Consider the following 18,204-nt stretch of genomic DNA (forward strand, 5'->3'; position numbering starts at 1 on the left):
TTAACATTAGATATATTTTACTTTTGTTAATTATAATTGTCAATAGATTATAGGAGGTTTTACCTTAATGAATATAAATTTTATTATTGCAGAAAACTTAAAAACACTTCGCACTGAACGAAATTTAAGTTTAGGTCAACTTGCCGAGCTATCTGACGTGAGTAAAGTCATGCTATCTCAAATTGAAAAAGGCGATACTAATCCAACTATAAACACTTTATGGAAAATAGCTAAAGGATTAAAAGTTTCCTATACTTCATTACTTGAACAAAAGGAACATGATACTCACATTATAAAGAAATCTGATATTGAAGTCCAGCTTACCGAAGAAGGCCACTATCGAGTATATTGTTACTACACTAGTACACCCTATCGTAATTTTGAACTTTTTCAAATTGAACTTGATGAAGGTCACTCATATAAATCCGTAGGTCATTCCAAAAAATGCCAGGAATATATTATGGTATTAGAAGGAGAATTAACATTAGAAGCAAACAATGAAACTTATAAATTAAATCCCAATGATTCAATAAACTTCCCCGCATCTAATGAACATATATATGTTAACAGTGGAAAAGGAACTTTAAAAGCTACAATAACAAATTTTTATCCTGCCTAGAGTATCTAAGGCAGGATATTTTATTAATGATAAACTGTAAATAACGCTACATTGAGTGTAAATACTTCAAAGAAACACCGTTCCCTTTAGCTAACTCATTGAAATCATTACTCAGCAAGTCCATCTCATGTTTAGCGTTATTAGCATGATTGCTAATAAGTGTTTCAGCGAATTTAGTTTTGTATACAGATTTAAGTATGAAACTTAAAAACCATGTAGGACATATTCTAAATATGTTCAACTTTATAGGAGTAATAATGATTCCAATAGATTTCAGGAAATTAAAATTTTCTTTTAGAGATAAACTCATGTTGCGCATTGCCTGCACATTTCTAGCTGTTGAGTAGTTGTCCCCTCCGTCAAAATATATTGCATTAGCCATGGGTATCACCATAGCAAGATGAGATTTCTGCCACGGGTCCATATTATTGCAAATGCTTATAGGAAATCCAGCTGATTTTAAAATCTCATAAAGTTCTGTTATCCTTGTGCTTTTTTCACCTGAAAGTTCTCCAAATGTGGTAGGCTGAATCACCCTTGATGTTAGCTTATAATATAAAATGCCGTTTTCAATTTTCCCTCCAGCTCCTGGAAAGGCAGGTATGATTTTTTCTTTTCCTACTATCTCCCCCCACTTGCCGTATCCAAAAGGGTTATTGACCATAGTTACTATATTGCGGCTGCAATTATTTTTTATTCCCCAAAGCGCATCCTCAATTTGTTCATATCTAACAGTCACAAAAACATAGTCATAGATGTCATCATCATAAAGCTTATTAATAATTTTCACATGCGCCCTATCTATGCTACCAGTCTTATTATTATAAAAAGTAAGTCCTTTTTCTTCTAGTTCAGTTAATCTACGAGAACGAGCAAGCATATTGACAGAATATCCAGCATTTGATAGGTTTACAGCATATATGCTTCCAATAACACCCGCACCAATAATAAGTATTTTTTTATCTGAAGCCTTCACCTTTTAACACCCCCATAAAGATGAATTAATCTCTTAAGATACTTACAAGTTAACAATATTTCCGTTTTCCCCAAAGTGATGGTTGCTTTTAAGAAAGCTCTGAAATTAGTTATTGATTGCTCTTTTTCTTATAATTAAACTTACTATAGTTGCAATTATTAAAGCAACGATTACTTTAAATCCCCAGGCGTGAATAAAATTGTTATAAAAATAATACATCCTTCCATTAAATTCTGACATCTCTACTGGCGGAGCAAGTTTTATCCTAAACCATGGTGCCATCCCAATCAAAATATATACTGTAAACATTGTAATCAAGAAAACATACTTATTAATTTTCAATCTCCCCATACCCCTTTCTATGAAACATGTACAATATAATACGGTTGCGACAGATTCCAGGCGCGTCATGCCTCATCCAAACTAAAATTCCAATACTATATTTTTGTTTGTTCACTAAAAGTTTTAATAAAGTTTCTAGCAACACGGGATAAGTGCCTATCTTTCATCCACAAAATGGCTGTCCTTGTTATTAAAGATGGTTCATTAATTTCTTTATATTTTAAGTTTGTATTTGGAACAAGATTTATCCAGTCCTTCGGAATAATAGCTACTCCTATGCCAGTATATGCCCATAATAAAATTGAACTTGTATCCTCAATTTTGCCCAGTATCCTTGGCTCAAATCCTGCTTTGCGACAAGTCTCTAAAATCATCCTTTCATATCTACGATGTATTAATAATGGTTTATCAGCAAGTTCAGTCAGTAAAATACTTTCCGTATTGATATGATTTAAATAATTGTCCTTGGCAACAGCTACCATCGGTTCATCAGGTAATAATATGGATTCAAAGGTTTCCAAGTTATACGGTGACCTTATAATTCCAATCTCTATTACTCCACGTTCTAATAACTCTATTATATTATCTGAACCTGTTTCCCTTATATCAAAATTGATTTTAGGATATTTTAAATTAAAAGCATGGATTTTAGATGGTAAAATAGTATTTGAACAGGCAGAAATAATTCCAATAGATAATGTTCCTTCAAGTCCTTCATTTAAATCCCGCAATTCCTTAATTGTAGTGTCCATTAGTTCTAACATTTGGTCACATCTTCGATACAATATTCTTCCTGCATCAGTTACCTGAAGCTTTCGTGTATTTCTTTCAAGGAGTTTAACTCCTAGTTCCTCCTCCAAAAGCTTAAGGCTGTTACTGAGTGGCGGTTGGGCCATATGTAGTTTTTCAGCTGCTTTTGTTATATTTCCCTCATCCACAATTGTACGAAAGTACGTAAGTGACTTAATGTCCAAAACCATCGCCCCTTTAATAGTTACTTATACTTAATTAATATAATTGTAATACATTTTTAGTATTTTAAGTATATATTTTTATTTGTTATTATAAAAATAAGGAATATTCTAAATTATCAGCTTGAAAATCATTAGAAGGATAGGTGTAATATATGGAAATGTATCTGGGATTGATAACTTCTTTTTGTTTACTAATTTTTGGCGTATTTAAAAATCTCTCAATTGGATATATGCTCCTTATTTGCTGGGGAATATTTGTAGTCATCTGCTTGAGAAGAGGATTTACAATAAAGAATATATTTAAAATATCTTTTATGGGAGCAAAGGAGTCCTTCATAGTTTTAAAGACTTTAATTTTAATTGGGGCTCTAACAGCAACATGGCTTTCTTGTGGGACAATACCTGCAATTGTGTATTATTGTACAAATCTAATAAAACCAAATACATTTATTCTTTCTGTATTTTTAGTTTGTTCAATAACTTCTTTTTTAATAGGTTCTTCACTAGGTACTGCCAGTATTGTAGGAATCCCTCTATTGATTATTGCTAAAAGTGGAAATGTTAATTTGAACATGGTGGCTGGAGCAGTAATTGCAGGTGCCTACTTTGGTGATAGATGTTCACCAGTATCCTCAAGCGCTGCATTAGTTGTAGCTTTAACTAACACAAATTTATTTACTAATATAAAGAACATGTTAAAAACATCAATTATTCCATTTTTGCTTGCAATAGTATTTTATTTTTCATTATCAATTTATGAGCCTCTAAATATTTTCAATAATAATCTGGCTAATGAACTATTAAACGAGTTTCACATACAGCCAATTATGTTGATGCCTGCCATAATAATAGTAGTTCTTTCTATTTTTAAAGTTAAAATTAATGTTTCTATTCCTTTTAGTATATTTTCAGCTGTATTTTTAAGCATATTTTTGCAAAAATATCAACTAAGTGAAATTATTTATCATATTTTCTTTGGATTTAAATTAGAAAGTGGCAATTCATTACAAAACATAATTAAAGGAGGAGGAATTTTATCCATGTTAAAAACATGCCTACTAACCATTGTCTCCTTCTCACTTTCTAGCTTATTTGAGGAGATTAAAATTTATGATGGTATGAAAAGAATATTATTGAAAAGACAATTAGGAGAACATGAGTTGTTCGGTTTAACTTCAATAGTAAGTATACTGACTGGAGCATTTAGTTGTAACCAGCCAACTTCAACTGTAATGACTTGCAAAATTATGAAAGATTGTTATAGTGAAAATAAAGTTGAAGCTGATAAGCTTGCTCTTGATCTAGAAAATTCTGCAATTTTGCTTTCTGCACTAATTCCTTGGAGCGTTACTCCCCTTGTTGTTACAAGTTCCATGAATATAGACATGAGTGGCTTTATTCCCTATGGATTTTATTTATATATATTGCCGCTCACACATTTTATATATTTAAGATATTTTAGCAGGAGTAATAAACTTCAACTGTCTGCATAAATTAAAACCTTCAAATAATCTATATTTTTATTAAAGCAAAGGAGAGATTTATAATGGAGAGTGTTTATTTAAAAAAAGAAGATTGTTGTGGTTGTAGCGCATGCTATAATGCTTGTCCTACACAAGCAATTTGTATGAAACCAGATGAAGAAGGATTTTTATATCCTGTTATAGACGAATCACTATGTATAGACTGTCATAGCTGTGTAAATGTTTGTCCTCTAATTTACAATGGAAATTATAAAGAAAAAGCTATACCTGAGTTTTTAGTAGCTAAACACAAATCAGAAGAAGTTTTAATGAATTCCACGTCTGGAGGAGCCTTTACAGCAATTTCCGATGCAATACTTAAAGAAGGCGGAGTAGTTTATGGTGTTGACTATGACGATGAATTTCATGTGCTGCATAAGAGGGCAGAAAATTATGAAGAGAGAAATAGAATGAGAGTATCCAAGTATGTACAGAGCAACATGGGGGATATTTTTCAACAAATAAAAAAGGACTTAATGGATAAAAGAAAAGTGTTATTCACTGGAACACCATGCCAAGCTGCAGGATTAAGGGGATATATGGGAGATTCATCCTTGGTTGAAAATCTATATATATGCGATTTGATTTGTCATAGCATCCCTAGTCCTTTAGTTTGGGAGGATTATAAAAAGCTATTAGAAAAAGAATATGGAGGAGAACTAACAAGTGTTCAATTTAGATCTAAGATAATTGATTGGAGTAGAGAAAATAGCAACAAATCCTTCTTATTTACCACTTCCCAAAGCCAGGAGATCCATAACGATGAAAGATTTTATAAACTTTTCTTCGGAGAAAAGACTATAACACGTCCTTCTTGTGGACAATGCCCATTTACGGATATACATCGTGCATCAGACATTACCATTGCAGATTATTGGGGGATTGAAAAGTACGCTCCTGAATGGATGGATAAAAGAGGCGTTTCTGTAATTTTAATTAACAATAAAAAAGGTGCTGAGCTTCTTGAGAAATGTAGTAAAGAATTGAAATACGAAAAGCGCCCAAAGGAAGAATCCCTTGCAGAGCAGCAACGTTTAAGTGAACCTGTCAAGTTGCCAGAAATCCGTAATAAATTCTGGGAGGATTATAAAAAATATGGTTTTGAACATATCATTGAACAATTAAATAAATAATATTTGAAGCATAACTCGTACAATAGTTGTAAGAGTTATGCTTTTTATTTGCTTTTAAACTTTTTTACATCATCTTTAATACATTCCATTTAATCATGATTATGTTTTTATATTTATTTATTTTCTGCCACTTTAACTAAGTTTAACTTTATATCCTTTCCATTTAACTCCCCTTGTATAACCTATTTTTTTATCCAAGAATACCATTATTTCTAAAATCATTAAGTTCTACAGCTTTTTTAGCATCCTCTAAAGTCTTATATACAAAACCTCTTACTTTTTTTGTAGCAGAATCCACGGAAACAAGTATACCAGTACCTTTTTCACCTTCATATACAACACCACATGTTTCAGGTCCGATTGTTGCCTCTCCTAAGAATTTTAGCTCGCTACTGTTGGCTACTAAGTTTTTCTCCCTTATAAAGTCAGCTGCTATTTTTTTAGCCTCTTCTAGTTCAATTAAAGTAACCTTTTGAGAATTAGCTGCCTTCTTGTAAATAATCGCTATATCAAATATTTTTCCATCCATTTCAACATTTGCATAATAATCTTTGTCTCCATTATTCCATACTATTTGATAATAATCTTTTCCATGTGAATTCCACTTAGCATTTGCTTTAATTAAATTCATAGATCCCTTTAAATTATTAGTATCTAATTTTTCATTAAAATAGTCTTCAAAAGCATTCTTTGCTATTTCTTTTAACTTAGTTTCATCAACTCCTGCATTAGATGATTGTGTAATACTTTTTTCAGTCATCAATGTATTTTTGGGCACTGCATTTTTCAATGTTTCTGCTGAAACCCTAATACCTCCTAAACTTAGCACTCCCAATAGGCCTAATGCTACCATTGTTTTTGATTTCATATCTTGTTCCTCCTTTAAATTAGTTGCAAGCTTAAACTTAATTAATTCCTTGCTACAACTAAAGTATACAGTAGGTATTTATATGAACTATATTTTAGTTGTAAAGTAGTTGTAATATCTACTTAAATATTATTTTTATTGTTGTACCTACATTTAGTCTACTTTCTATTTCTAATTTAGCTTCATGAATTTTTAATATTTCAGCACATATAGTAAGTCCAATTCCCGCCCCATTACTAGCTCTACTTCTTGATTTGTCCACCATATAAAAAGCTTCAAAAATTTTAGGTATATCTTCTTCTGAAATTCCTATACCTTCATCTTTTATTTCAAATATAATTTTATCTTCTTCATTTTTGTATACATTTAAATATATATTGCTACCTTCTTTTGACGCTTTAATAGAATTATCAATTAAATTACTAATTAAATTTCTAATTAAATTTTTTTCCACAACAACTTCACGATGCTTACAGCATATTATTAATTTTATATTTTTATTCTGTAATTTAAGCTTTAGAGCATATTTTAAATCTAATAATATCTCTTCTATGTTCTCTTGTTTCATTGTAAAATTTTCTCTTTTAAGTAATATTAAATCCATCATTCTCCATGATAATTCATCTAATCTTTTTCCTTCTTTAAATATATGATTTAAGCCTTCTATAAATATTTTTTCATCATATGATGTTGAACGAAGAAAATCTGCATATCCAATTATAGAGGTTAATGGGGTTTTTAATTCATGGGTAAAATCACATATAAATCTTTGTTTTTCTTCAGCTTCAATTTCTAGCTCCTTTAATTTTTTCTCAATGGCACATGCCATTTCATTAAAATTTTCTGCCAAAGCGCCTATTTCATCTTTAGAATTAATCTCTAGTCTTTCTGAATATTTGCCATCTGATATTATTTTTGTAGTACTTATTAGCTTATCTATAGGACTTGTAATATATTTACTTAATATATACATACCAGCAGCCAAAATTATAGTAACCATTATTGATAGCTCAACAAAAAAATTATATTGTTGTTTTTTATCTTCATAAATATATGTTACATCACGAATATATGAGAACTTTAAATCTTCTCCTTGTATGTTTAGTAAGTTAGTTACAAATAAAAATGTTCTATTTTCTATATCCCTTATAATATATCTCCTTCTATCGAAAAGAGCTTTCTCAATTTCTTCTCTTTCTTCTGGAACCTTAAAATCTAGATTACTAAAAATTACGTTATTATTTTTATCCAAAACTTCTAGATAAATATCTTTAGAATCAACTTTTCCTAAATAGTCTTTAATAATTTCTTTATAGTTATCTTCACTATCCTTTACTAAATCCATGTATAAATAATTGTTTGAAATAATATTGTAATAAGTAATCCCTGCTGAAATATTGCTATGTTCACCTAATGACCTATCTATCTCTCTTTTCAAGCTTAAATTATGATTATTTTGTATTAAAAAAACACCACCAAAATTAAATATTATTAAAAATAACAATAATGAATATATAAATATCTTCTGCCAAAATTTCATTTAAGCCTCCAACCTATATCCAACCTTATATACCGTTTTAATTTTCCCTTCTAAATCAAGCTTTTTCCTAAGCTTTTGAATGTGCATATCAACAGTTCGAGTCTCTCCTAAATAATCATATCCCCAAACTCTTTCTAAAATTTTATTTCTAGATAAGGCCATACCTTTATTCTTCATTAAAAGATTTAAAAGTTCAAATTCTTTTAAAGTTAGCTCTACAATATTGCCATTCTTTTTTACAATCATTTCTTCTAAATATATTTCTAAATCTTCAAATATTAAAATATTATTTTTTTTACCATAACGCCTTAAAACCGCTTCAATTCTTGCTAAAAGTTCTATGGACTCAAAAGGTTTAACAATATAATCATCAGCTCCCATTTTGAGCCCTTTAACCTTATCTGTAACTGCTGCTTTAGCCGTTAAAAGAATTATGGGTATATCTTTTTGTTTTATTTTATTCATTAAGCTAAACCCATCTATCTCTGGAAGCATAACATCTAAAAGTATTAAATCAAACTGCTCTTTTTCAATGGATTCCAAGGCTTGTCTTCCATCATAAACCTGACTAGTTTCATAACTAGCCATTTTTAAATTAAGCTTTATTAAATCTGAAATAGTTGGATTATCTTCTACAATTAAGATTTTTTCCATTTTATTAATCCACTCCTCAAAATATAATTATATAAAATAAAGCGAAGAGCCTTGTTACTGTTAAAAACTCTTCACTAATTCTTCAATATTACTATTTAATTAATAATATTATAATGTCTTAACCTAATACTTTTACCATTAATTGATAAAACACTATCACTTAAAGTATAATACTAATATTTATAAAAAATATTAAATAGTTGTAAAATAGTTGTAAAATCTAATTATTAGTTTTTCTACAACTTCTAAATATCTAACCTTTCTATTACTTTTTCTAAATAAATAGACTTCATCTGTTTGCTTGCCATAGCCCTCTTTATTGGTGGCAGTTTTAATATTGAAGATAAAACCGCAGCCATAGCCCTATGGCTACCTAGTGCATGATTATCAAAAATTAAATTTTGAAGCATGCCCTTCTCTATAGCCATCATTACAATTCTATGTACAGAATTAACTGGAGTAATTATACTTTCTTTTCGCCTTTCTAATAAAATACTGTTAAAGGCACAGGATCTTACACAAACTCCGCATCCTAAACATATGTCTTCATTTATTTTAACTCTCTTTTCATTCACTTCAATGGCTTCGATAGGACAAGTCTTTACGCACTTACCACACTTGACACAACTGTCCTCTACAACTCTTGGAATATAGCTTGTAGTGTTTACTGGATTTAGCATTCCAAATTTACGTGCTGCTACCAATGCTTCACAACAGCATCCACAGCAATTACATATGAAACTTACACCTTTTTTAACATTCTCCCCACATTGAACCAAGTTATTTTCATAGGCCTGATGTAAAAGCTCAAGACACTCTGATACATCCACTCTTCGCGCATAACCATGTCTAATTAAAGAATCCGCCACATTGTTGAAGGTCATACATATATCCATAGGAGCATCGCAGGCTTTTCCCATGTGTTCCATTTTATGACGACAATAACAAGTGCTAACACCTATATGGCTTGAGGTTTTAATTATATGGCTGGCTCTTTCGAAATCCAAAATATGGATCTCATTATCCTTAGATAACACCTTTTCTTGTACGAAAACCCTTCCTAATTTTGTTTCTGTGCTAAAAAACAATTCTTTTACAAAATCTTCTTCCTCATTTAGATATTTATAAAACAACTCCGCTAAAACCTTTTGATCAACATCTCCACTAATTCTCATTAGAGAAAACTCAAAAAAACCAGCCATTGGTGGAGGCAATACATATTCTTTAGTACCTTTATTATCTACATCTAATAATATTGCTCTACTTGCAAGCTCGTCTAATATTTTTCTCGCTGAAACCTCATCCATGTTCCACACTTTACTTGCTGTTTTAGCTGTAAAAGGTCTTATAGGTAATTGTGCAACAAGAACTGCTTCCTTTTCACTAAACAATACTTGGAGTATTTTATAAAGAGTTTTCGATGGAGGAGCTCCCTGAGGGAATCTATTTAATCTTTCTTCTAAGCTTTTATAAGCTTCTTTTCCAACTATATGAGACATTTACTCACCGCCTGATTATAATTTTATTGGTATACATTTCTCATCTGTAAATCATTTCCTAATATTATGATTTTATACATAGAAAAGGTATACCATATTCAGAAGGTTCATTTTTGAAAATCCAACTAAATAAGTTATTAATATACCCTTATCACCTATAGTTAACTCGGAATATATTGTGATTTCCACGTAAAAACACCGTAAAATCAAACTAGAATAATACGGTGCTTTAGTAAATTGTGTATTTTTCAGTTGTGACGTTAAACAAAACGGTTCCTAATCCTCCCTTTTTACAATCAGAAAGTGTTTAGAGCTATTAATTATCCCATATTTCTAACTTAAATCTTCTTTATCGATTTCCTTATCCACAATTTTTGCATCTCCATTAATACCAACGTGAGGTATTTCTTTTTTTAATGTTTCAGTTATATGCTCTACCTCTTTATATTGATGCTTACTAACTGAAACATCTTCTAAAGTTACTGGTTGCTTGTGTATGTCGATACGTTCTTTACTGATAGGAATTCGAATAGTTTCGGTATGAGCATCTGATTTATCATGAATTTGTGAATCACAAACAGTTTTTTCAATAACAAGTTCCTCCCGTTTTACAGGTACAGTAATATTTTCTTCCTCCGTTAAAACTTCTTTGTGAATGGATACCTCGCCAGTTTGTATTTTATTTTTAGATATTTTCATCTGTTCTTCGCGAAGTTTCATCTTCATATCACTATCTGAATTATAAGGAATCTTTTTTGAATCTGTTTCAATATCGTCCTTATATGTCCTACTAGGAACCATTAGCCTACCTATAATTACGCCTATAACAATGCCTAATATAGTTCCGGTTATGATAGAGAATTTATACAAAATAGCAATTATAAAACCAATTATTCCACCAATAATAGCACTTGTTAAATATTTACTACTTCCTATATTAGTTACATCTTTATTTACCATGCTCTATCCTCCTAAAAAACACCTCTTAAATCTAATGTATAATTTGAGAGGTGTTTTTTTATTTATTTTATAAATTCTTTAATGGAAGCCCTCATCTGTATCTTTATCTACTATATCTGCATCACCATTTGTATTTATACGAGCTTCTTCTCTTTTTAGGGTTTCATCCACTCTCCTTGTGTTCTCCACTTCACGTTTATGAGCAGATACCTCTCCAGTTACTACTGTGTGTTTATCTACATTGACCTGCTCTTCACTGACTGGAATACGTATGGTTTCTTCATCACTAATAGGTTCATCACTAGCTTCGTTATCTAGTGATTTTCTTTCAATAACAACTTCTTCATGAGTAACGGGAACATCAACTGTTTTTTGTTCTTCAATAATTTCTTTACCTAGTTCAACTTCACCCTTTTGAGCCTTGATTTTATTTATATCAAGTTCTTCCTTATGAAGTTTAAGCCTTCCTTCATCTTTACTTCTTTTATTGTGATTGTCATTATCATTATCATCGATATTGCCAAAAAGATTATCAAATAATCCCATCATAAATATTACCTCCTATAAGTACATATTTTCAATTCATTAATATTTTATCCCCGCTGAAGTAATATATCCTTTGTGAAATATGGAATTAAAGTAAATGGATTGCAACAAATAAATGCTATTTTCATTTAAAATTCAATTTCTACCATTAATGTATAAAAAACAAAAAAATTTTAATAGTTACGTCACTCTATATTCAAATTACAACGCAAATGATGTTCCCGAACCATATTCATAATTACCAAAATCAATAGTATTGCAAACATATGAATCTTTATGTGGAAGCCGATTTTTACAAACCATTCACCATCGCTATATTTTAATTTTTTGATATATCCTTCTTTAAATATCGTGTTATTCAGTTTTTATTGTTGTGTCGTTAACTTACAGTAAGTTACTCCCATAATCTACTCTAAACAAGATTTCACATAATCAACTGATACATCCATTCTAATAGCAGTTTCTTCAATTGATAGACCACTGTTTAAGAATCGTCTGACAACCATAAGCATATTTTCTCCTACTTCAATAATATGTTTATCAGGGTCATAGAAACGAACAACACGCTGTCCCCAAGAATGTTCTATCATAGTATGTACATAGTTAATGTCTTCAATGTCATTAATCTTTTGGATAAAACCATCAAAATCATCTTCTTCAAAATATAACTCTGCTGCATTTCCTCCAAAAACAATTTCACTATCATGCTTGTGAATAAAAGTAGACCAAGTATCTTTTGTCTGTAATGCAATGCCACCTGTTAAAGTTACATTTGCACCAAAATCAACAACAACTTCTAACCCAAGCACTTCATAGTAAAATTGCTTTGACCTTTCCATGTTTGTAACAACTATCAATGGATTTAAAAATTTCATTGTACGCCTCCTCACGAAGATTGTATAAATAATCTTTACTTCACTATTAATTACTATTATTCTCTTGTTTAATTATACTGTACACAAATTGGAACCTCAAATATTTTACATAACTATATAACTATTGCTTTCCTTCTTACTATGTCAATTAGTATTATTAAATTCTCTGTGATGGTACACATGGCACATATTGCTAATTTTATATTTTAATTTACTGCTGTATAATATATTTACTACTACATAATCCTATAATAATACGTCATAACCCTAGACTTTTGATTACTGCTATTGCATGAAAGCAAAAGGTTTTATAATGATTAAAAAGATACAAAGCTTTTACGTTAATATATTGATAAAAGGAGAGAAGTTTATATGAAAAGAATTATTCCTGAAATTTTTGTTGAAAACTGCAAGGAGGCATTAGAATATTATAAAGAAGTCTTTGGCGGAGAAATAAAAAGTGTTCAATTAGCTGATGGAAAGCCAATGTTCAAAGGTCTTGAAGGTAAAATTATACATTCTGAATTACATATTAATGATGATTGCATAATGTATTTAGTAGATATATTGGATGATAATCACAAAAGGCAAAAGGGCAACTTAGTACTTGAATTAGAAAGCGAAGAAGAGATAAACAGATTATACTCAGCACTAAGCAAAAATGGTTCAGTACAATTTGAATTACAAAAAACTTTTTGGGGCGCTTATCATGCAGTAGTAATTGATTCTTGCGGTAATAAGTGGGGATTAAATTATTCTGCAAGCTAAATGACTTCTAAATATATATAATTTGAAAAATCACGTAAAAACACCGTAAAATTCAATTAAATAATACGGTGTTTTAGTAAGTTGTTCGTTTTTCAGTTGTAACGTTAAATAAGAGGAATGTGAAACAATCTTATCCAAAATTACGCTCAATATCCCTACTCAATAATAATTCCTTGTTCTTTCATAGGTTCTAAAACTTCTTCATCCACCATACTGATATAAACTACAGATTTTAAATTTTTTAAATGTTCAAATCCTATAACTGATTGAATATCAAAGAAAGAATCCTCTCCATCCCAATCGGGCTTTATATAATGGTAGATTTCATTACCGCGATCAAAACACAATTCTGTAATCTTGTCCAAGTCTTTTTGTTCAATACATAATTCAGCAAAAAATTGTAGCAGCTCCTTTATAGGTCCTGCATCTGTGTACCACTCGTAGTTTTCTGAATGCTTTTCAATCAATGTTTCCAACTTATCTTGAAAAGTAGGATTCTTATCTAGCAAAGCTTCAATTACTAACAATTTAAAATTAAAGTCTTCAAAAAGACCCATTTTATCTATGTATTTGTCCATTTCTAACACCTGCCTATTTCGCAAATAATTTCAACTTCGTCTAATCTTATAAACGTGACTTAATTAATATTAAAATTATACCATGTTTCCTATTATTTTATAGCCTAACTCCTTAGCTAAATGCGGTTTCTCTTAGTAACTACATTTATCCATGTCTTATTCCTTCATAAAATATTCATATTTAGTATATTATACAGTTCCAATTAACTTCTAAACATATTAATTTCTAAAAAGAATCTCATTCTTGTATGAATAGTAGTAACCTTTTCTCTCAATATAGAATATTTTATATTAGAGATAAGTACATGTTCCCTATCTCTAATACAAAAGTGGGGGATGAATTATAATGCCTACACCAGAATCTCTAAATCTATTTATTAATGATACAATAGCCTGTGACAGACCTTTTACAATTGGAGCAACATGTGTTGCTGAAATAGCTCGCAACGTTTTTGTCTTACTTGTTCAGATAGAACTAAATGCAAGGGGTCGAGAACTAGAAGAAGTGGTTGTAATAAGAATATCACCTGCTCTAGCAGCAGAGTTAATACCATTAATTGGCCGTTGTCGAATATTATGTCCAAATGAAATTCCAACTCCAGCACCTGGAAGAGAAGTAAATCTTATTTGTTCATTTGTATTTGACGGAAATGTATTTTTGGTATTTGAGGTTGAAACCAACAGAAGAGAGGAACTTGTTTTAGTTAGAGTTCCATTATGCACAATTAGTTGATAAAACTAATACATTGAATTGTATCAACGAACTATAATGTTGAGTAGCACAATTTCTATAAAAAAGTAAATATTCTATAGTATTAATAAAGGGCCAGTGCACTGGGTATAATTCTCAGTGTACTGACTCTATTTTAAATTTCTTAATACTTACAAACATATCTTTCACCAGCTTTTCCCCAATTACAATTAATTTTACTTCTTCTAGCAATCTTAAAATAGGATACCATAATTCTAAATCCTCAAAATCATTGTAGCCAACTTGTTCCGTTAGCTCATCAAGTACCATATGCATTGCCACATGCATTGCCATAATGATTTTTACAAGAGCACCTTGTTTTTCGCATACAGGACACAAGTTATTTTTTTCAATTTAGCTGAAGATTATCTTCATTAGCTTTATATTACTTTCTATCTACAAATCCTTTTTCGGGAGACCACTCACAACTTCCACCTATAATATATCGACAATTACAGCAATCATCACCGTCACCCAAGGTTTTCGTTCTTTCAAATCCTGCTCCCATATAATTCGATAACATGTAGTCCACACGGCACACGCTAGGCACTATTCCTAATGCATCAAAATCTTTTGCTAATTTCATAATGCCACATTCGTAAATATCGATTTCAAATGTAATATCATTTATTTCTCTATATTTAATAATCCAATCATAAGGATGGAGGCGATTTTTCTCTATAAGTTTTTCGTGTTCTTTTGCTTTCTTTCGGAAATTATTAATGTAAGAGTGTATAAACAGTTTCATGAAAGGCTTTGGTATGATTGTTATCAACCGTTCATTTACTAACCATAACATTTCTTGTATTTCTTCTTGTGAAAGTCCCAACGCTTGGGACGCTTTGTACCACGCTATATAGGTTGGTGCAAACTCATAGTTAAAAGAAAAAAGAGTATTGCCTATGTCAGGCATTTTTGCGATAACTTCAGTTACAACTTCCAGAGATATGCGACTAAAATCTTTATAGAAATCCTCTCCATATTTTTCGATAATATGTTTTTTTGACCTTTTCGTTCCCAGCTCATATATCAATTTACATTTTTTCATTTCAACACCTCTATGAAAATTACTTATAGATTATACAAATAATCTTTGTATGTAAATATAATACTTGTCTACCAATAAAATTACACCATATTTTCAATTTCAATAGTTACATTTGTGAATAGTCAGATACATCAACTATACATGTTTGTAGCTTATCTGAACGCACACCAATACCCAATCCAGCTCCCGTAACAATAATAGTTTTGTTTGATAATTCTATCATTTTATCATCCACCACTTATTTATATCAGAAATAACTAAACTTATATCTCATATGGAAAAGCAGTAAATACTTGCTTTTCTTCATGAATATATTAAGAATGATATGGTAACTTAAATACTTCTTTTTTAACTTTTAAAATTAAACTTAGCGATATCAGGGAAAGTATTTCCGTGGAAATAAGAGTCATAAATAATCTATAATATTCAGCTTTGTATTTTATAAATTATTCGGTTATCTCTATTCGATTTCCATCAGGGTCTAAAATACAGCTCTCATAATAACCATCTCCAGTATAACGAGGTTCACTTACTACCTTGTAACCTGCATTTCTTAATGTGTCAGTAAGTTTATTAACCTTTTCAATACTACCTACAGAAATAACAATATGAATTAAACCTACATATTGATTAATAGTATCATTTAAATTAGAAAGAATTGTCGGCATCTGCATAATTTCAAGTCTAGCACCCGATTCAAATTCAATAAAATATGATTCGAACTGCTTCTTTTTATCTTCATCTATGGTTACCTCTATTTTCATATTCTCACACACTATGACACCATGATTCTTATGTTTTTCAGTAATATATATGATGCATACATTTAATATTATAGCTTATCCAATTTTAAAACTGTTATTTCAATTCCATCCCTAGTTATAGTAGCTTTTTCTAAAGCTCCATTAATAGAACTATCAATGTCAAAAGCAATAAATGGCATATTAAGAGTATTATCTTCAGATACTTCTCGGGTAGCCATTAAGCATCTGGAAAAACTCCCCCCATTTTTTTAATACATTCTAATTTATATTCTGCACCTTTTCTGTAAAAATCATAATTAAGGTTAACTTCACCTACCATAAAAACCTCTATATTATTCCTTAATTCATTATGTTCGTTATAAATAATTATTGATGAAGGCTTAGCCTTTAAAAATTCATCATAGTCAGTAAATCTAGAAATCTTAATACTAGCCACCTCATTAGTTGCTGAATAACTTATTTTACCGTTAATTTTTAGAGAATTAGAATAGATATAAATTATTCCCAAGATAGCAATAGTAGTTAAAGCAATTGATATAGTTTTTTTCATAAATACCAACTCCTTTTTCACGCTTTAAAATATATTGCATTTTATAAAACTATTTAAAAGTTAAATAGGAATAGAATCAACTCCCATACTGCCGTAAACTTTGACTTAACTATGGTAATTATATCATATTTATATGATAATATATGTCTATTTTTACAATAAGCGTTAAATAGCTATGTGTTGTTTCATTATATTAGCTACATTAAGTTACTTCTTACTTTTTCATAAAGTATTTAAATTACAACGTAAAAAATACCGCAAATTCATTTTTGAATAATGCGATACTTTAATATGTTATTTATCTTTTTACTTGATAATAAGCTCATTAACAAAAACTAGAATTTGTCTACTTTAGATACTTATAGTATCGATATGAAATAAACCATTCCTCCAGCCAACAATGCTACTACAGCGCCTATTATGGTTCCATAAACAGCGCCTCTTACATGATGCCAGGGGCTTCTGTATTCCTTATCCATATCTTCTGTTCCAGGTATTCTGGCTTTTTTACTGTGACAAAAAATCCCTATATCCAAAACAAGCATATCATAAATATTTACTACAAAAAATAAAGTAAATACATGAATATAAGCTTCTGAAAAACTTTTAGCTCCCGAAAAGTAAGCTACTGTTTTTTCTTTTCTTGTATAATACCTTTATATTGTGGCAGACTTTCCACCCTGTTCCTAATCGCTGTAGGATACGACATAATATGTTTAATTGGTTCCTTATATTGTGATGGTAAAATTATAAGCGTAAATGTTGCACATGCAATGAAACATTCAATAGTTAAAACCATTTTTCTTCCTCCCATTATATAAATAATTCGAATAACAAATCTTAAATTTATTTAATATAGTTAAATTATAACATATTTTCCATATCACATTATCCAATTCTCAAAGAACATTGCTTGCACCTTTTATTTCAGTAGTTACGCCGCAAAATATTCATATCACAACGCAAAAACACCGTAAAATTCAGACTTGAATAATACGGTGTTTTAGTAAATTATTCGTTTTTCAGTTGTTGTATTAAATAAGGATACTATGTTCAATTATATTATAATCATTTAATTCCTATTATCCCAACAAATTGTTTGTATAAGCTATTATCCCTAATATAGCACCAATTAATGCACCAATTATAACTTTAAAATAAGTTTTTCGGTCCTTATTTTTTTCTATATCCATGCGTTTCACCTCACAAATTTATATAAATAATTATTGCTTAGTG

At 30.1% G+C, this 18,204-nt stretch carries 23 protein-coding genes; 5 read left to right on the plus strand and 18 right to left on the minus strand.

The window, feature by feature from the left end; all coding sequences use genetic code 11:
- The first annotated feature begins 67 nt into the window (after positions 1–67).
- The gene (locus RYO54_RS13720) at positions 68–619 is read left to right on the plus strand and encodes an XRE family transcriptional regulator (protein ID WP_315119818.1); all 552 of its coding nucleotides are present in this window, start codon (positions 68–70) and stop codon (positions 617–619) included.
- A gap of 46 nt (positions 620–665) precedes the next feature.
- Here RYO54_RS13720 and RYO54_RS13725 read toward each other — a convergent pair whose 3' ends face one another.
- From RYO54_RS13725 to RYO54_RS13735, 3 genes are all read right to left on the minus strand, one after another.
- Positions 666–1,595: a 2-dehydropantoate 2-reductase N-terminal domain-containing protein gene (locus RYO54_RS13725; protein ID WP_315119820.1), complete on the minus strand. Its 930-nt coding sequence runs from the start codon at positions 1,593–1,595 to the stop codon at positions 666–668.
- A gap of 105 nt (positions 1,596–1,700) precedes the next feature.
- On the minus strand, positions 1,701–1,937 hold the full coding sequence (locus tag RYO54_RS13730; protein WP_315119822.1) for a hypothetical protein: 237 nt from the start codon (positions 1,935–1,937) through the stop codon (positions 1,701–1,703).
- A 95-nt stretch (positions 1,938–2,032) separates the two neighbouring features.
- Positions 2,033–2,911 (minus strand): LysR family transcriptional regulator, encoded by an 879-nt coding sequence (locus tag RYO54_RS13735; protein ID WP_315119825.1) that lies wholly within the window; start codon positions 2,909–2,911, stop codon positions 2,033–2,035.
- Positions 2,912–3,063: 152 nt separating this feature from the next.
- On the opposite strand from RYO54_RS13735, the gene RYO54_RS13740 reads away from it, so the two are divergent.
- The gene (locus tag RYO54_RS13740) at positions 3,064–4,404 is read left to right on the plus strand and encodes a Na+/H+ antiporter NhaC family protein (protein ID WP_315119828.1); all 1,341 of its coding nucleotides are present in this window, start codon (positions 3,064–3,066) and stop codon (positions 4,402–4,404) included.
- A gap of 53 nt (positions 4,405–4,457) precedes the next feature.
- Positions 4,458–5,567 carry a Coenzyme F420 hydrogenase/dehydrogenase, beta subunit C-terminal domain gene (locus RYO54_RS13745; RefSeq protein WP_315119831.1) on the plus strand — a complete coding sequence of 370 codons (1,110 nt, stop codon included), beginning with the start codon at positions 4,458–4,460 and terminating at the stop codon, positions 5,565–5,567.
- A gap of 190 nt (positions 5,568–5,757) precedes the next feature.
- Here RYO54_RS13745 and RYO54_RS13750 read toward each other — a convergent pair whose 3' ends face one another.
- The 7 genes from RYO54_RS13750 to RYO54_RS13780 all read right to left on the minus strand — a co-directional run bounded on the left by RYO54_RS13750 (position 5,758) and on the right by RYO54_RS13780 (position 12,509).
- On the minus strand, positions 5,758–6,435 hold the full coding sequence (locus RYO54_RS13750) for a hypothetical protein (protein WP_315119834.1): 678 nt from the start codon (positions 6,433–6,435) through the stop codon (positions 5,758–5,760).
- A 118-nt stretch (positions 6,436–6,553) separates the two neighbouring features.
- Positions 6,554–7,975, minus strand: a complete 1,422-nt coding sequence (locus RYO54_RS13755; protein ID WP_315119837.1) for a HAMP domain-containing sensor histidine kinase — start codon at positions 7,973–7,975, stop codon at positions 6,554–6,556.
- Entirely contained in the window at positions 7,976–8,629 is a 654-nt protein-coding gene (locus tag RYO54_RS13760; protein WP_315119839.1) for a response regulator transcription factor, read from the minus strand.
- Positions 8,630–8,874: 245 nt separating this feature from the next.
- Positions 8,875–10,128 carry a 4Fe-4S dicluster-binding protein gene (locus tag RYO54_RS13765; RefSeq protein ID WP_315119842.1) on the minus strand — a complete coding sequence of 418 codons (1,254 nt, stop codon included), beginning with the start codon at positions 10,126–10,128 and terminating at the stop codon, positions 8,875–8,877.
- A gap of 333 nt (positions 10,129–10,461) precedes the next feature.
- Entirely contained in the window at positions 10,462–11,088 is a 627-nt protein-coding gene (locus tag RYO54_RS13770) for a YsnF/AvaK domain-containing protein (RefSeq protein ID WP_315119844.1), read from the minus strand.
- Between the two features lie 78 nt (positions 11,089–11,166).
- Positions 11,167–11,637: a YsnF/AvaK domain-containing protein gene (locus tag RYO54_RS13775; protein WP_315119846.1), complete on the minus strand. Its 471-nt coding sequence runs from the start codon at positions 11,635–11,637 to the stop codon at positions 11,167–11,169.
- A gap of 404 nt (positions 11,638–12,041) precedes the next feature.
- Positions 12,042–12,509: a VOC family protein gene (locus RYO54_RS13780; protein WP_315119915.1), complete on the minus strand. Its 468-nt coding sequence runs from the start codon at positions 12,507–12,509 to the stop codon at positions 12,042–12,044.
- A 372-nt stretch (positions 12,510–12,881) separates the two neighbouring features.
- Between RYO54_RS13780 and RYO54_RS13785 the strand changes: the two genes are divergently transcribed.
- Positions 12,882–13,277: a VOC family protein gene (locus RYO54_RS13785; RefSeq protein WP_315119847.1), complete on the plus strand. Its 396-nt coding sequence runs from the start codon at positions 12,882–12,884 to the stop codon at positions 13,275–13,277.
- Between the two features lie 155 nt (positions 13,278–13,432).
- On the opposite strand, the gene RYO54_RS13790 is transcribed toward RYO54_RS13785, so the two are convergent.
- Positions 13,433–13,855, minus strand: a complete 423-nt coding sequence (locus RYO54_RS13790; RefSeq protein WP_315119849.1) for a DUF6892 domain-containing protein — start codon at positions 13,853–13,855, stop codon at positions 13,433–13,435.
- Between the two features lie 346 nt (positions 13,856–14,201).
- Here RYO54_RS13790 and RYO54_RS13795 point away from each other — a divergent pair, with 346 nt between their 5' ends.
- Complete coding sequence (locus RYO54_RS13795) at positions 14,202–14,588, plus strand: spore coat protein (protein WP_315119852.1); 387 nt, start codon at positions 14,202–14,204, stop codon at positions 14,586–14,588.
- Between the two features lie 114 nt (positions 14,589–14,702).
- Here RYO54_RS13795 and RYO54_RS13800 read toward each other — a convergent pair whose 3' ends face one another.
- The 7 genes from RYO54_RS13800 to RYO54_RS13830 all read right to left on the minus strand — a co-directional run bounded on the left by RYO54_RS13800 (position 14,703) and on the right by RYO54_RS13830 (position 17,513).
- Positions 14,703–14,900, minus strand: a complete 198-nt coding sequence (locus RYO54_RS13800; RefSeq protein ID WP_315119854.1) for a hypothetical protein — start codon at positions 14,898–14,900, stop codon at positions 14,703–14,705.
- Between the two features lie 91 nt (positions 14,901–14,991).
- Positions 14,992–15,519 carry an L-2-amino-thiazoline-4-carboxylic acid hydrolase gene (locus tag RYO54_RS13805; RefSeq protein ID WP_315119856.1) on the minus strand — a complete coding sequence of 176 codons (528 nt, stop codon included), beginning with the start codon at positions 15,517–15,519 and terminating at the stop codon, positions 14,992–14,994.
- A 241-nt stretch (positions 15,520–15,760) separates the two neighbouring features.
- Positions 15,761–15,892 carry a hypothetical protein gene (locus RYO54_RS13810; RefSeq protein WP_315119860.1) on the minus strand — a complete coding sequence of 44 codons (132 nt, stop codon included), beginning with the start codon at positions 15,890–15,892 and terminating at the stop codon, positions 15,761–15,763.
- A gap of 208 nt (positions 15,893–16,100) precedes the next feature.
- Positions 16,101–16,418: a VOC family protein gene (locus RYO54_RS13815; RefSeq protein ID WP_315119862.1), complete on the minus strand. Its 318-nt coding sequence runs from the start codon at positions 16,416–16,418 to the stop codon at positions 16,101–16,103.
- Between the two features lie 68 nt (positions 16,419–16,486).
- The gene (locus RYO54_RS13820) at positions 16,487–16,636 is read right to left on the minus strand and encodes a hypothetical protein (protein WP_315119865.1); all 150 of its coding nucleotides are present in this window, start codon (positions 16,634–16,636) and stop codon (positions 16,487–16,489) included.
- Positions 16,636–16,968, minus strand: coding sequence for a hypothetical protein (locus tag RYO54_RS13825; protein ID WP_315119867.1), 333 nt, complete (start codon positions 16,966–16,968; stop codon positions 16,636–16,638). The genes RYO54_RS13820 and RYO54_RS13825 overlap by 1 nt, the downstream gene beginning before the upstream one ends.
- A 359-nt stretch (positions 16,969–17,327) precedes the next feature.
- The gene (locus tag RYO54_RS13830; protein ID WP_315119870.1) at positions 17,328–17,513 is read right to left on the minus strand and encodes a hypothetical protein; all 186 of its coding nucleotides are present in this window, start codon (positions 17,511–17,513) and stop codon (positions 17,328–17,330) included.
- Positions 17,514–18,204: the final 691 nt, after the last annotated feature.

The sequence above is a fragment of the uncultured Clostridium sp. genome (assembly GCF_963515715.1).
Taxonomy (GTDB): domain Bacteria; phylum Bacillota; class Clostridia; order Clostridiales; family Clostridiaceae; genus Clostridium_AW.

Coding starts and splice junctions, on each gene's coding strand:
- RYO54_RS13720 (WP_315119818.1), top strand. CDS start 68: ATGAATATAAATTTTATTATTGCAGAAAACTTAAAAACACTTCGCACT.
- RYO54_RS13740 (WP_315119828.1), top strand. CDS start 3,064: ATGGAAATGTATCTGGGATTGATAACTTCTTTTTGTTTACTAATTTTT.
- RYO54_RS13745 (WP_315119831.1), top strand. CDS start 4,458: ATGGAGAGTGTTTATTTAAAAAAAGAAGATTGTTGTGGTTGTAGCGCA.
- RYO54_RS13750 (WP_315119834.1), bottom strand. CDS start 6,435: ATGAAATCAAAAACAATGGTAGCATTAGGCCTATTGGGAGTGCTAAGT.
- RYO54_RS13755 (WP_315119837.1), bottom strand. CDS start 7,975: ATGAAATTTTGGCAGAAGATATTTATATATTCATTATTGTTATTTTTA.
- RYO54_RS13760 (WP_315119839.1), bottom strand. CDS start 8,629: ATGGAAAAAATCTTAATTGTAGAAGATAATCCAACTATTTCAGATTTA.
- RYO54_RS13765 (WP_315119842.1), bottom strand. CDS start 10,128: ATGTCTCATATAGTTGGAAAAGAAGCTTATAAAAGCTTAGAAGAAAGA.
- RYO54_RS13770 (WP_315119844.1), bottom strand. CDS start 11,088: ATGGTAAATAAAGATGTAACTAATATAGGAAGTAGTAAATATTTAACA.
- RYO54_RS13775 (WP_315119846.1), bottom strand. CDS start 11,637: ATGATGGGATTATTTGATAATCTTTTTGGCAATATCGATGATAATGAT.
- RYO54_RS13780 (WP_315119915.1), bottom strand. CDS start 12,509: ATGAAATTTTTAAATCCATTGATAGTTGTTACAAACATGGAAAGGTCA.
- RYO54_RS13785 (WP_315119847.1), top strand. CDS start 12,882: ATGAAAAGAATTATTCCTGAAATTTTTGTTGAAAACTGCAAGGAGGCA.
- RYO54_RS13790 (WP_315119849.1), bottom strand. CDS start 13,855: ATGGACAAATACATAGATAAAATGGGTCTTTTTGAAGACTTTAATTTT.
- RYO54_RS13795 (WP_315119852.1), top strand. CDS start 14,202: ATGCCTACACCAGAATCTCTAAATCTATTTATTAATGATACAATAGCC.
- RYO54_RS13800 (WP_315119854.1), bottom strand. CDS start 14,900: ATGGCAATGCATGTGGCAATGCATATGGTACTTGATGAGCTAACGGAA.
- RYO54_RS13805 (WP_315119856.1), bottom strand. CDS start 15,519: ATGCCTGACATAGGCAATACTCTTTTTTCTTTTAACTATGAGTTTGCA.
- RYO54_RS13815 (WP_315119862.1), bottom strand. CDS start 16,418: ATGAAAATAGAGGTAACCATAGATGAAGATAAAAAGAAGCAGTTCGAA.
- RYO54_RS13820 (WP_315119865.1), bottom strand. CDS start 16,636: ATGGCTACCCGAGAAGTATCTGAAGATAATACTCTTAATATGCCATTT.
- RYO54_RS13825 (WP_315119867.1), bottom strand. CDS start 16,968: ATGAAAAAAACTATATCAATTGCTTTAACTACTATTGCTATCTTGGGA.
- RYO54_RS13830 (WP_315119870.1), bottom strand. CDS start 17,513: ATGCTTGTTTTGGATATAGGGATTTTTTGTCACAGTAAAAAAGCCAGA.